A 12324-nucleotide genomic window follows, 5' to 3' on the forward strand; every position below is an offset into this window, starting at 1 on the left:
CTTGTAATGACTGAAAAAGTAATATTGGTTAATGAAAATGACCTCGAAATAGGATTGATGGAAAAAATGGAGGCACACCTGCAAGGCTGCCTGCATCGTGCTTTTTCTGTTTTTATTTTTAATACCAAAGGAGAATTGTTGTTGCAACAGCGGGCCAATGATAAATACCATTCAGGTGGTAAATGGACAAATACCTGTTGCAGTCACCCCCGACATGGAGAAACTACTATTGATGCAGCCAACAGGCGACTGCAGGAAGAAATGGGGATGCATTGTAACCTTATTTACGGTTTTCACTTTATCTATAAAGCGGCCTTATCAGATGAAATTTATGAACATGAATATGATCATGTTTTTTTTGGCCTAAGCGACAGTATACCAGTTCCCAATCCTGCTGAAGTAGCAGCGTATAAATATTTGGAAATGAAGGTATTGTTAAATGATCTGCAGGCCCATCCCGAAGAATATACAGAATGGTTGAAGATCTGTTTTGGTCGTGTGATGGAAACTTATCGGGAAATTCTTGATAATATGTAAAAACAATGGTTATTTTGCCATGATGTTAATCCTTCCTTATATTATTACTAACCAAAATAAAAATGCTTTATGATTATTGAGCCTAGAATGCGTGGGTTTATATGCCTTACAGCACACCCGAAAGGATGTGAACAAAATGTAATCAACCAAATTAATTATGTAAAATCTAAAGGGCCAATTGATGGCCCTAAGAAAGTATTGGTCATAGGAGCTTCTACAGGATTCGGACTGGCTTCCCGGATCACCAGTGCATTTGGTTCAGACGCGGCTACAGTAGGTGTTTTTTTTGAAAAACCGCCGGCCCCTGGTAAAACAGCGTCACCAGGCTGGTACAATAGCGCCGCCTTTGAAAATCAGGCACTAAAAGCAGGTTTATATGCCAAAAGCATTAACGGAGATGCTTTTTCTGATGAAGTAAAACAAAAAACGCTGGATTTGATTGAAAAAGATTTAGGGCAAATAGACCTGGTTATTTATAGCCTTGCTTCTCCAAAAAGGATGCACCCTAAAACCGGCGTGTTACATAGTTCTGTGCTAAAGCCGATTGGTGAGGATATATTTACCAATAAAACTGTAGATTTTCATACGGGGGTAGTTTCTGAAATTTCCATTGTTCCGGCTAATGAAGAAGAAATAGAAAATACAATTGCCGTAATGGGTGGTGAAGACTGGGAAATGTGGATGGATGCATTGAAATCCAGAGGTTTGCTCGCAACAGGAGCTAAAACAGTTGCCTATTCATATATTGGTCCATCTGTAACTGAGGCCGTATATCGTAAAGGTACCATTGGCCGTGCGAAAGATCACCTGGAAGCGACTGCGTTTACCATCAACGATAAATTAAAAGACATCGACGGAAGGGCTTTTGTCTCTGTAAATAAGGCTTTGGTTACGCAGGCAAGTTCTGCGATACCTGTAATTCCACTTTATATCTCCCTTCTTTATAAAGTAATGAAAGAAAAAGGCATTCATGAAGGTTGCATAGAACAGATGGAAAGGCTATTTACCGAAAGGCTCTATACCGGACATGAGCCCAAAACTGATGAGCAGGGTAGGATCAGAATAGATGATTGGGAAATGCGTAGCGATGTTCAGGATAAGGTATTTACCTTATGGGCAGAAGCAACCGATGAAACCCTGCCATTGATAGGTGATCTGCCGGGTTATAAAAAAGATTTCCTGAATTTATTCGGCTTCGATATGGCTGGTGTCGACTATCAAAAAGAAGTTGATGAAATGGTAGAAATACCAGGGCTGGTATAGGACTTTTTTAATAAGTACTTGTCTTGAACCATAAATAGATAATCAATTTTATATGTTCAAAGGTATTTTCGGGAAATTTAAGTCAGATAACCAGCCTAAATATGGCTGGTTTGGTAATTATTTGTCCTGGGCAGATGTATTAAAAGAAGCAGACGGGTACGATTCTGGGATTATTTTAGAAAGAACCAAAAATGCGCTGTTAAAAGTAAAATCCGGTGAAGCTGTTTATGAGCGTGATTCTGTAATTTTTGATAAAAAAGAGTATCCTTTTCCTCTTCTTACTTTTTTACAGCATAGTGCTTCTTTAAAGGGTGCTCCGCTTCATGTGATTGATTTTGGAGGTTCATTGGGTAGTACTTATTACCAGATCAAAGAATTTTTGAATCCCGGCGTATGTTTAACCTGGAATGTAGTTGAGCAAGAGCATTATGTAGCATCCGGTAAGGCTAACTTTGAAGATGGTCAACTTAAATTCTATAACAGTATAGCGCAATGTATCCAGGATAAAAACATTGATTTTGTATTGATTTCCAGCTCTGTACAGTATCTTGAAAGACCTCATATTTTTCTTAAAGAACTTGCCGCATATCATTTTGACTTTATTCTTTTTGACAGAACCGCTTTTCATGAGGAAAAAGAAGACCGACTGACCTTACAGATCGTTCCTCCTGAAGTTTATCCGGCCTCTTATCCTTCCTGGTTTTTCAATCAGGAAAAACTATTGAGCCATTTTGCTGAAGGTTACGATGTAATTGCTGATTTCCCACCATATATTGATGGTGAGCAGATTCTTTATATCGATGAATACCCATCCGGTTATAGTCGCGGATTTTATTTATCTGCAAAAAAATAATAAAATGGCTGTTAAGGAATCTGCTTTTTCAGCCATTTTACCAGTTCAGCAGCGCCTTTATAATTTTCATACTCTGCAGGGATCCTGGTTCCATCTACATATTCATTGTATAACCATGGATCTCCAACGGCAAATACTGTTCCTTTTCCATATCTGGCGGTTGCCATTATAACATCATTTTGCTCCGTAATTAAGGCTTTTGCAGGTGGCCTAACGCCAAGAACAGAGATCTCCTTTAAATAAAACTTCTTCGAAGAAGGAAAAACCGTATTGTCATTTGGAACATTTACTTCGCCCATTTCAAGTTTTCCATTTTTCACCATATTCCTGCTTTGATTGGTAAAAGTTATTCCGAACTTTTTAGAAAGGTCATTTAACTGTATTAGATTGGTATTTGCGCTATCGTTGGCAAAGATTACAAGCACGCCACCGGCCTTTACCCAATCTGTTATTGCCTTGATATGACCGGGGCCAATAAGGTTTGGATTGGGACTTTCTTTTTGATTGTCCGGATCGACTATAATATAGATATCATTTCCTTTAAGATTAGATGCAGTAGGGGCGGCATCCAGGCTTTTTATCTTTAATCCTTCCTTTATGAACAGATCCCCTAGCATAGAAAAACCGTTCAGGGTTTGATCCTCCCAGGTATAATGGAACCTTACTTCTTTTCCCGATTTGTCCTTTTTTACTTCATGGTTAAAGAAATAATCAAGTAAAACCGTTTTTTCCTGGGCATAGCCCAGAGAAATCCCTCCTGCACAATAAATAACAAGCAGGAAAGCATATTTTAATAATGTGTCTTTTAAATGCATGTATAAATTTATGAAAATAAAGTCTATATCGTTCCACTTACATAAGCAAATGTTAATAATGTTTATTAAATAGCCAAAAGAGTATCCAAAAGCACATAATCACGATAACGATTGCGTAAATATTTTCCAAAGAAGACTGTTTTTACTTATAATTATTCTGTAGAATTGCTCAGGTTACAGGTAAAACAATTAAAAGTAATGGCGTAGATTTTAATAGAAATAAGTTACGTAAAGAATTTTTGACACGGGTAATTAACGGGAATTACATATATTGAGGCCCTGAAAACATTGTAAAGTACAACGAGCAAAAATTTAAATTTCAATCACATACAAATTAAACAAAACCAAATATAATGAAAGAGACTAAAAGGGGGAATTACAGATGGACAATCTGTGCCATGTTATTTTTTGCTACTACAATTAATTATATGGACCGGCAGGTTCTTTCCTTAACATGGAAAGATTTTATTGCTCCGGAATTTCACTGGACAAACAATGATTATGGTAACATTACAGCTCTTTTTTCTATTTTCTATGCAGTTTCTATGTTATTTGCCGGCCGTTTTGTAGACTGGCTTGATACCAAAAAAGGATTTCTATGGGCTATCGGAATATGGTCTATTGGTGCCTGTTTACACGCATTTTGTGGAATAGCTACATCAGGTATGATTACTGGCAACTGGATGGTCGGTTTTGAAGGTGCAAAACAATCACTGGCCTTAGTGGATAATACAGCAATGATCATTACGGTAAGCGTTACTTTGTTCATTTTTGCACGTTTTATCCTGGCTGTTGGTGAAGCTGGTAATTTTCCAGCAGCAATTAAAGCTACAGCCGAATATTTCCCTAAAAAAGACCGGGCATTTTCTACCAGTATTTTTAATGCAGGTGCAACAGTGGGCGCGCTTGCTGCGCCAATTACCATTCCTTTTATTGCCGCAAAATGGGGCTGGGAAATGTCATTTATAATTATAGGAGCACTAGGCTTTGTATGGATGGGTTTCTGGGTATTTATCTATCATAAACCTGAATTACACCCTAAAGTGAATGCAGCTGAACTGGAATATATACAGCAAGACTTGATCTCCGATAGGAAACTGGTCGACTATGTAGAAGAAACAACTACCAAAGCTTCTTTTATTGATTGCTTGAAACATAACCAAACATGGGCATTCGCCTTTGGTAAATTCATGACCGACGGGGTATGGTGGTTTTTCCTTTTCTGGACGCCAGCTTATCTGAGCTCAGTATATGGAATGGATTCTACACAAAGTGCACTACCACTTTTTGTGCTCTATATGATCACATTGCTTTCTATCATCGGAGGGTGGTTGCCTACTTATTTTGTGGAAAAAAAGGGGATGAACCCTTACGAGGGCAGAATGAGAGCAATGTTAATTTTTGCGTTCTTCCCTCTGCTTGCTTTATTGGCACAACCCCTGGGGCAGATTACTTACTGGATACCGGTACTTATTATCGGTATTGCCGGTGCAGCACACCAGGCATGGTCTGCAAATATCTTCACAACTGTAGGAGATATGTTTCCTAAAAAAGCAATAGCAACAGTTACAGGTATAGGAGGTATGGCCGGTGGTATAGGTGCCTTTTTTATTAACAAGGGCTCAGGTTTATTGTTCGATCATGCCGGTCAGACTCAAATGGTATTCATGGGTTTTAAGGGAGAGGAAGCAGGATATTTTATTGTATTTTCTATATGCTCCGTTTGTTATTTAATTGGGTGGACAGTCATGAAATCATTGGTGCCTAAATACAGACCAATTACCAACCTCTAATTGTTAAATAATATCTAATACGATCTAAATGTTTTCAAAAAATCAGCTCGATTCTATTTTCGTAGCAGAAAATCAGATCCCTGAAGCGTTTAAATTATCCGAAGAAATACACCAGCGTGAATACCTGAGTAATGGTGAAATGCGCGCCTGGAATGGTGAGGTACATGAAGTTCTATCTCCTGTTTGTATTAGAACAGAAAAGGGACTGGAAAGAAAGTTAATAGGAACATATCCTTTATGTAGTGAAAAAGAGGCTGATGAAGCACTTCAGGCTGCAGTAGCAGCATACAACAACGGAAGAGGAGAGTGGCCAACTATGAGTGTAGCAGACAGGATCCATTGCGTAGAACAGTTTACCCATAAAATCATTGAAAAGAAGGCCATCGTTGTCAAATTGTTAATGTGGGAAATAGGTAAATCATATGCCGATTCTGTCAAAGAATTTGACCGTACAGTGGAGTATATTTATGCTACAATTGATGCGCTGAAAGACTTAGACAGACAATCTTCTAAATTCAGCATAGAGCAGGGAATTGTGGCACAGATCAGACGTTCACCCTTAGGTGTGGTATTGTGCATGGGGCCATTTAATTATCCCTTAAATGAAACTTTTACCACACTGATCCCTGCGTTGATCATGGGAAATACCTTGCTGTTTAAACCACCTAAGCATGGTACGCTGTTACATTACCCACTGTTGGAAGCATTTAGGGATTGTTTTCCAAAAGGAGTAGTAAACACCATATACGGTCGGGGAAATAAAATTATTCCTGATCTCATGAAATCTGGTCAGATTAATGTTTTAACATTAATTGGATCAAGCAAGGTAGCCAATGAACTTAAAAAGCTACATCCTAAAGTTAACAGGTTAAGGGCAATCCTTGGTTTAGATGCCAAAAATGCCGCAATAATTACCGCAAAAGCTGATATTAACCTGGCAGTACAGGAAACTGTATTGGGGTCATTGTCTTTTAACGGACAAAGGTGTACTGCCCTTAAGATCGTTTTTATACACCGAAGCCTGGCCGACGTATTTCTGAAAGAGCTTTCCGCTGCAGTCGCTGAACTTAAATTTGGCATGCCATGGGAAACAGGTGTTTCTTTAACTCCTTTACCGGAGCCACAAAAACCGGCTTACCTTAAAGACTGTATAGCTGATGCAGTAGCTAAGGGTGCTAAGATTGTGAACGACAATGGGGGAGATAGCTGTGAATCATTTGTATATCCTGCAATTGTTTATCCTGTAAATAAGCGCATGAAGTTGTATACCGAGGAGCAATTTGGACCTGTAATACCAGTTGTACCATTTGATGATCTGGAAGAAACCATTCAATATCTTATTGATTCTACACATGGACAACAGGTGAGCATTTTTAGCAATGATGATGAAGAAATCGCTGCGCTTATTGATCCGCTGGTTAATCAGGTAAGCAGAGTTAATATCAATTGCCAATGCCAACGCGGACCGGATGTGTTTCCGTTTACAGGCAGGAAAGATAGCGCAGAAGGAACCTTATCTGTAATTGATGCCTTAAGGTCGTTTTCTATCCGCTCTTTAGTGGCTACTAAATTAAATGAGAGTAACAAACACCTGATCAATGAAATTGTAGACAGCAATAGTTCCAATTTCCTGAGTACAAAATATTTGTTTTAATTTGATTGAACATCGTTTTCGACTTTTCCAGTAGCCTTAAAAAGGGCATGGGCTATTGGAAAAAGAAAAACAATATTTATAATAAAATGAGGAATAATATATAGAAATGTAGTTGTTTCTATCAGCTTATCTACTAACATTCCTACAGATACTATAATAAGTAATGCATAAAGCAGAGCCGCTATTCTTCTGTTTGGTGCATATTTTATGCATTGCTTGATTACATAGGTAACCAATGCAACTCCAAAAACAAACATGATATACCAGAAAATATCGGCCGCTGTCAACTGGTCCCATATACTTTCCCTACTGTGATGGAACCTGCTGACTTCAGATGTTGCAAACTTAGTTAAAATAAGGTAACTGAGAACCCAAAATATGTAGAATCCTAAAGTAATCAGCAGCCAGTGGAGAGCGAGCTTAAATTTAGATTTATACATAATGCCTGATGATTAAACATTTACACTCAAATTTAATTAAAAATCCACCTTAAGCGTATCAATGATCAGTTCTTTTTCAACTTTAATATATTCTTTTAACAATACAATCTGATTCTTTGCCCTGTTGAAATTATGATCTTCATATTTTGCCCCATAATAAATATCATTTTGTAAGTAATCAGCCAAAAATCGAATGGCCTGCATATAAATAATAAACTTTCCAGAATAGGTAAAATATTCCTTCTCCTCATCAGTCAGCACTTCTTTCATTTCACTCATATATCCCTCGTAAATTGCGCTAAAGAAATCTTTCCTGATGCTTATTTTACTGAAATCCGTCTCTTCCTCACCAGCTTCGCTCAGATAAGTCCTCATCATATCTCCAACATCACTTATAAAATAACCTGGCATAACTGTATCCAGGTCAATTACACATATGCCTTTATTGTGGGCATCAAACAATACATTACTAATTTTTGTATCATGATGAATTACTCTTAAAGGAATGGCTTTATTCTGTAAAATCTTCCGATAGGTATGCACAATTTCCTCATTGGCATTGATAAAATGTATCTCATCGGCTGCTTTCTGTAGCCTTTCTGGGTTAGGCGCCAGTCTACATGCTTCCGTAAATTGATCGTACCTTAATATCAGGTTATGAAAATTAGGAATGGTAATATTGAGTTGTTTTGCATCAAAGTTGGCCAGTAGCTTTGAGAACATCCCAAATTGTTTAGCAGCCTGAAAGGCTTCATCCTTCCTGCTCAATGTATTAAGTGAAGTAGAACCCTCAATAAAAGGAAATAACCTAAAATAGCCAGCTTCATTACTAATCAAAGAAGCTCCATCTTTTGTACTGCAAGGTGATACAAATAAATATTCAGGATGTGTTTTATGCAAATATTTTTTTAATAGTAAAAGATTCTCATCAATATCTGATGGCTTTTTGAAAACCTCGCTATTTACTTTTTGCAAAATGTACCTTTTGTTATTTGTAACAACCATCCAGGTATGATTGATCAGACCATCACCAAATGGCTGAATATTTGTCGTATTCAAATCAAGGCCATAATGGCTTAGAATATTTTCGAACATGGGTTTAGTATATTGATTATTGACCCAAATTTAATTATTTATGTTGCTAATAAGATGTGCAAACGTTTGCGCAAAATTACCGCTTACTACTTAAAACCAATTCAGATTCAACAACTATATGGAAGTAGGCCTGTTCAGTTGCCGATTCATTTTTTGGTTTATTGATCAGATCAATTAATATATCTGCCGCCTTTTTACCCTGTTTATAAGGAAACTGTTCTACAGAGGCAATGGGTATATAATCCATATAGTTAATGATCGGAAGATTTGCATAGCTCACAAAATCAATTTGCTGAAGGTTAAGAGACTTTACATAGCGCATAGCGAACAGGGCAACGTAATCATTAAAAGTAACAATTGCAGTGGGTTTACGCTTATGGTTCAGCATCCTGTCCATTACCTCAACAGTTCCTTTTTCAGACAGATCACAACTGATCATCAAAGAGGGATCAAATTTTAAACGGTTAGATAGCATTGCCCTTATGTAGCCTTCTTTCCTTTCATGACTTGCCACAAGTGTCTGAGGTCCATTGATCATTCCAATAGAACGATGCCCTTTTTTTAAAAGAAAGTTCACTGCTTCAAAAGTACCGGTCTCCAGATTAGAAGCCACATAATGTATATCTTTAACAGGAGGGACACGATCAAAAAAAACAACAGGGATATTTAACTTTTTAAAATTATCAAAATGTTCATAAGTGCTCGTTGTTTTGGATACAGAAACAAGTAAACCGTCAACTCTCTGGGTTTTCATTTTTTCCACAAGTAGTTTTTCCCGATCCGCATCATCATGTGACTGCGCCAGTAAAACCGTATAATTTCTTTTGTATGCAATATCTTCAATGCCACTGATGGCCGCAGAAAAGAATGATTCAGATAACTCCGGCAAAATCACACCAATTACGTAAGACTTTCCATGTAGAAATTGTATTGCTTTCTGATTGGGCTCATAATTAAGTTCTTCAGCAAGCTTTTTGACCCTCATTTTTGTAGTTAAACCTATACTTGAATGATCATTTAATGCCCTTGAAACTGTAGAAACCGAAACCTTGAGCATTTTAGCTATTTCCTTAATAGTTGTTGGTTTATCAGTCATCATATTCAAATATTAGAATAAACTTTAACAATTCAATAAAAATCTGGCTTCTCTCTTTGTTTTGGAACAATGAATTAAAATTAAACAAACGTTTGTGTGCTTTTTGTAGCCAAAATGGAGATTATAGAAAATATAGGAATAAAATAAGCAATGTTTTTTTGTTCACATTATTGCAAAATACACCCTTGTTAACATTAACTTAACATTGAATATGCATCTTTGTATATGTTTATAAATATTTTAGCATTAGCCTTTATTTTGTTTGCATTCATAGCGGCCTTTAAGATGGATACTTTCCTGCAGGGCTTTCTCTTTATTGTTGCAATTGGTGTAGTTTGTGGAGTATTGTTTTTGTTTATTTCTTTTCCTGGCCTCTCAGGCTTATCTGTCGCATTGATGATGGCAGCATTTATCTTCAGACAGAATAAAAAATAGTATTTTTCTCTCTCCCAATATTTTCTAAAAATCTGAAATTATTGGGTCAAAAGATAATATTTTAATTACCAATAAATGATTTGAATAATTTGTTTCATAATATTATAAGAATATTACAATATTTTATTAAATAATTCTTAAATTTATTATACAAAAAACTTCACAAAGATATAGATTATAGACTATGAAAACTTTAGGTGAAAAATTTAGAATCTTACGCCAGAAAAAGGGAGTTAACCAAAAAGCAATGGCTGATCTGTTGGAAATATCTATCCCGGCGTATTCTAAGCTTGAAACAGGAATTACAGACCCTAACTTCAGCAGAATAAATCAGATAGCAGAAGTTCACAATTTAACCCTTAGAGAGTTTTTAGATATTGGAGAAGAGGGGGTAAGCGAGCAGGAACAAGTAGTCTCACAGTTAAAGGAAAAAATCAGTCAGCTGGAAAATTCGGTAATCAGGTTACAGAGTAAACTGATCGACCTTTACGATCGGGACGACCAGAAAAAATAAGATTGGCTTTTCTTTTAAAGCGACCAGAACATTAACTAACATAAAAATAAGATTTAATGAACGCTCATCAGTTAAACCGGTGAGCGTTCTTTTTTAACTCTTATTTTTTATGAACAAGACTCATTAACAACTGACAGCGTTCTGTTAGCCAGTTATAGTCATTTGCATTTTCCGGTTGTTGAAATAGTTTAGAACCAAATCCCAAAGCAGTTACGCCAGCGTTTAACCAGCTGTCTATGCTTTCTTTAGTTACATCAACACCACCAGTTGGCATAAATTTAAGATTAGGAAAAAGTGGTTTTATAGCTTTTAAAAAGCCAGTACCCAAAGTATCTCCCGGAAAAAGCTTAACAAGCGGCGCTCCAAGTTCCTCAGCCAGATTAATCTCTGTTGGTGTCATACAACCCGGTATCCACAATATATGGTGTGCAGCGCTTATTTTGGCAAGGTCGGCACGTACAATAGGACTTACAATAAAATCGGCGCCAAGTTCTATATAAGCTTCGGCCTGTGCTACAGTCTTTATAGTTCCTATTCCAAGCTGCATATCCGACAGATGTTCATTTCTATATGCCAATAAAGCTTTAAAATTTTGTAGCGCATTTTGCCCTCTGTTTGTAAATTCAAACACGCGCACACCACCAGCATAACTTGCTTTTAATACTTCTATGCAGATTTGTGCATTTTCGTTATAATAAACCGGGATAACCGGGTAGTCCTGTATAACTTTTAACGGATTTTTTTCAATGTTCATCAGTATATATGATTATTTTATCGTTACAATTTGCAATTTAAATAGCGCCATCACCAAAATCCCCTTTTACAAAAAGCTTCTTATAGCCAGATGCTGTTGCTTTATTTATAATTTCCTGCCCGTCATTAGTGGTTGATAAACCATAAATTAAGCCTGCCATAAAAGCATCACCACTGCCGATCCGGTCTAATACCTCATTGGTTTCCAGTACCGGAGAAATATAATTACCATCGGGTGTATGATAAGTACCATAAAATAAATTGTGCTTTGGATTATCCATAAAACGGAAAGTATAAGCAATATGTCTGCACTGTGGGAAATTACTAAATACAGCGGCAGCAGAAACATCTGCATGTGTTTTGTATATTTCAGGAGGGGTTTGACGGTTTAAGTGCTCATCAACAGGAATGCCAAGCATTTTATTTACTGCCCATATATTTCCCATAATCACATCACAATATTTTACCAGATCAGGCATTACCTCAATAGGCTGCTTACCGTAATCCCACAACCTGCTCCTGTAGTTCAGATCTACGGATATTTTTAATCCTTTTCTTCTTGCAACTTTCAGCGCTTCTTCACAAACAGCAGCCATATTTTCATTTAAAGCAGGGGTAAGTGCCGTCCAGTGAAACCAGGTATGGCCTTCCAAAACCTGATCCCAGTCGATGGTGCCGGGCTTCAGATTGCTGAATGAAGAATATTTTCTGTCGTATACCACCTCGCCATTGGTTAAACCATTCGCAGAAAGTAGAAAATACAAACCTAGTCTGCTGCCTTGCAGCACAGTTCTGCCCGTATCAACACCCAATTCCTGCAAAGTTTGTAAAGCATTATTGGCAAGTGCATTATCTGGTACACAACTCACATAAGAACAAGGAATATTCCATTGCCCCAATGAAGCGGAAACATTCGCTTCAGATCCTCCGGGGAATAAAGAAACAGTGTGGTTCTTAGAAATAAATTGATCTTCGGAAGAACTGAACCGCAACAATAATTCCCCGAATACCAATATGTTTTCTTGATTTAGCATAAATTTAATGATTTCAGATTGCAATAATACAGGTTCTCCCTA

Annotated in this window: 12 protein-coding genes; 6 read left to right on the plus strand and 6 right to left on the minus strand. The window is 37.1% G+C overall.

Annotated features, from left to right (window positions below; translation table 11 throughout):
• Positions 1-6: 6 nt before the first annotated feature.
• The 3 genes from idi (at position 7) to HDC92_RS06535 (ending at position 2653) form a co-directional block, all read left to right on the plus strand.
• The gene (gene idi / locus HDC92_RS06525) at positions 7-537 is read left to right on the plus strand and encodes an isopentenyl-diphosphate Delta-isomerase (protein ID WP_015808093.1); all 531 of its coding nucleotides are present in this window, start codon (positions 7-9) and stop codon (positions 535-537) included.
• Positions 538-606: 69 nt separating this feature from the next.
• On the plus strand, positions 607-1800 hold the full coding sequence (fabV, locus tag HDC92_RS06530) for an enoyl-ACP reductase FabV (RefSeq protein WP_015808092.1): 1194 nt from the start codon (positions 607-609) through the stop codon (positions 1798-1800).
• A 52-nt stretch (positions 1801-1852) separates the two neighbouring features.
• A complete protein-coding gene (locus HDC92_RS06535; RefSeq protein ID WP_183873143.1) occupies positions 1853-2653 on the plus strand; it encodes a TIGR04325 family methyltransferase in 801 nt (266 codons plus the stop codon).
• 11 nt (positions 2654-2664) lie between these two features.
• On the opposite strand, the gene HDC92_RS06540 is transcribed toward HDC92_RS06535, so the two are convergent.
• Positions 2665-3468: a DUF4350 domain-containing protein gene (locus tag HDC92_RS06540; protein ID WP_015808090.1), complete on the minus strand. Its 804-nt coding sequence runs from the start codon at positions 3466-3468 to the stop codon at positions 2665-2667.
• 353 nt (positions 3469-3821) lie between these two features.
• On the opposite strand from HDC92_RS06540, the gene HDC92_RS06545 reads away from it, so the two are divergent.
• Both HDC92_RS06545 and HDC92_RS06550 read left to right on the plus strand, forming a co-directional pair.
• A complete protein-coding gene (locus HDC92_RS06545) occupies positions 3822-5261 on the plus strand; it encodes an MFS transporter (protein ID WP_015808089.1) in 1440 nt (479 codons plus the stop codon).
• 28 nt (positions 5262-5289) lie between these two features.
• Positions 5290-6915: an NADP-dependent glyceraldehyde-3-phosphate dehydrogenase gene (locus HDC92_RS06550; RefSeq protein WP_183873145.1), complete on the plus strand. Its 1626-nt coding sequence runs from the start codon at positions 5290-5292 to the stop codon at positions 6913-6915.
• Here the strand turns inward: HDC92_RS06550 and HDC92_RS06555 are convergent.
• The 3 genes from HDC92_RS06555 to HDC92_RS06565 all read right to left on the minus strand — a co-directional run bounded on the left by HDC92_RS06555 (position 6912) and on the right by HDC92_RS06565 (position 9549).
• Positions 6912-7355: a hypothetical protein gene (locus tag HDC92_RS06555; RefSeq protein ID WP_183873147.1), complete on the minus strand. Its 444-nt coding sequence runs from the start codon at positions 7353-7355 to the stop codon at positions 6912-6914. The genes HDC92_RS06550 and HDC92_RS06555 overlap by 4 nt on opposite strands.
• A gap of 36 nt (positions 7356-7391) precedes the next feature.
• The gene (locus HDC92_RS06560; RefSeq protein ID WP_015808086.1) at positions 7392-8450 is read right to left on the minus strand and encodes a phosphotransferase enzyme family protein; all 1059 of its coding nucleotides are present in this window, start codon (positions 8448-8450) and stop codon (positions 7392-7394) included.
• Positions 8451-8526: 76 nt separating this feature from the next.
• Complete coding sequence (locus HDC92_RS06565) at positions 8527-9549, minus strand: LacI family DNA-binding transcriptional regulator (protein ID WP_015808085.1); 1023 nt, start codon at positions 9547-9549, stop codon at positions 8527-8529.
• Positions 9550-10165: 616 nt separating this feature from the next.
• On the opposite strand from HDC92_RS06565, the gene HDC92_RS06570 reads away from it, so the two are divergent.
• Positions 10166-10495: a helix-turn-helix domain-containing protein gene (locus tag HDC92_RS06570; RefSeq protein ID WP_015808083.1), complete on the plus strand. Its 330-nt coding sequence runs from the start codon at positions 10166-10168 to the stop codon at positions 10493-10495.
• Between the two features lie 100 nt (positions 10496-10595).
• Here HDC92_RS06570 and HDC92_RS06575 read toward each other — a convergent pair whose 3' ends face one another.
• Complete coding sequence (locus HDC92_RS06575) at positions 10596-11249, minus strand: bifunctional 4-hydroxy-2-oxoglutarate aldolase/2-dehydro-3-deoxy-phosphogluconate aldolase (RefSeq protein WP_183873149.1); 654 nt, start codon at positions 11247-11249, stop codon at positions 10596-10598.
• Between the two features lie 37 nt (positions 11250-11286).
• A complete protein-coding gene (locus HDC92_RS06580; RefSeq protein ID WP_015808081.1) occupies positions 11287-12282 on the minus strand; it encodes a sugar kinase in 996 nt (331 codons plus the stop codon).
• Positions 12283-12324: the final 42 nt, after the last annotated feature.

This window comes from Pedobacter sp. AK017 (genome assembly GCF_014200825.1).
In the GTDB taxonomy this organism is placed as follows: Bacteria; Bacteroidota; Bacteroidia; order Sphingobacteriales; family Sphingobacteriaceae; genus Pedobacter; species Pedobacter heparinus.

What these genes read in the sequence shown, in the direction of transcription:
- idi (WP_015808093.1), top strand. Translation starts at nt 7, where the DNA reads ATGACTGAAAAAGTAATATTGGTTAATGAAAATGACCTCGAAATAGGA.
- fabV (WP_015808092.1), top strand. Translation starts at nt 607, where the DNA reads ATGATTATTGAGCCTAGAATGCGTGGGTTTATATGCCTTACAGCACAC.
- HDC92_RS06535 (WP_183873143.1), top strand. Translation starts at nt 1,853, where the DNA reads ATGTTCAAAGGTATTTTCGGGAAATTTAAGTCAGATAACCAGCCTAAA.
- HDC92_RS06540 (WP_015808090.1), bottom strand. Translation starts at nt 3,468, where the DNA reads ATGCATTTAAAAGACACATTATTAAAATATGCTTTCCTGCTTGTTATT.
- HDC92_RS06545 (WP_015808089.1), top strand. Translation starts at nt 3,822, where the DNA reads ATGAAAGAGACTAAAAGGGGGAATTACAGATGGACAATCTGTGCCATG.
- HDC92_RS06550 (WP_183873145.1), top strand. Translation starts at nt 5,290, where the DNA reads ATGTTTTCAAAAAATCAGCTCGATTCTATTTTCGTAGCAGAAAATCAG.
- HDC92_RS06555 (WP_183873147.1), bottom strand. Translation starts at nt 7,355, where the DNA reads ATGTATAAATCTAAATTTAAGCTCGCTCTCCACTGGCTGCTGATTACT.
- HDC92_RS06560 (WP_015808086.1), bottom strand. Translation starts at nt 8,450, where the DNA reads ATGTTCGAAAATATTCTAAGCCATTATGGCCTTGATTTGAATACGACA.
- HDC92_RS06565 (WP_015808085.1), bottom strand. Translation starts at nt 9,549, where the DNA reads ATGATGACTGATAAACCAACAACTATTAAGGAAATAGCTAAAATGCTC.
- HDC92_RS06570 (WP_015808083.1), top strand. Translation starts at nt 10,166, where the DNA reads ATGAAAACTTTAGGTGAAAAATTTAGAATCTTACGCCAGAAAAAGGGA.
- HDC92_RS06575 (WP_183873149.1), bottom strand. Translation starts at nt 11,249, where the DNA reads ATGAACATTGAAAAAAATCCGTTAAAAGTTATACAGGACTACCCGGTT.
- HDC92_RS06580 (WP_015808081.1), bottom strand. Translation starts at nt 12,282, where the DNA reads ATGCTAAATCAAGAAAACATATTGGTATTCGGGGAATTATTGTTGCGG.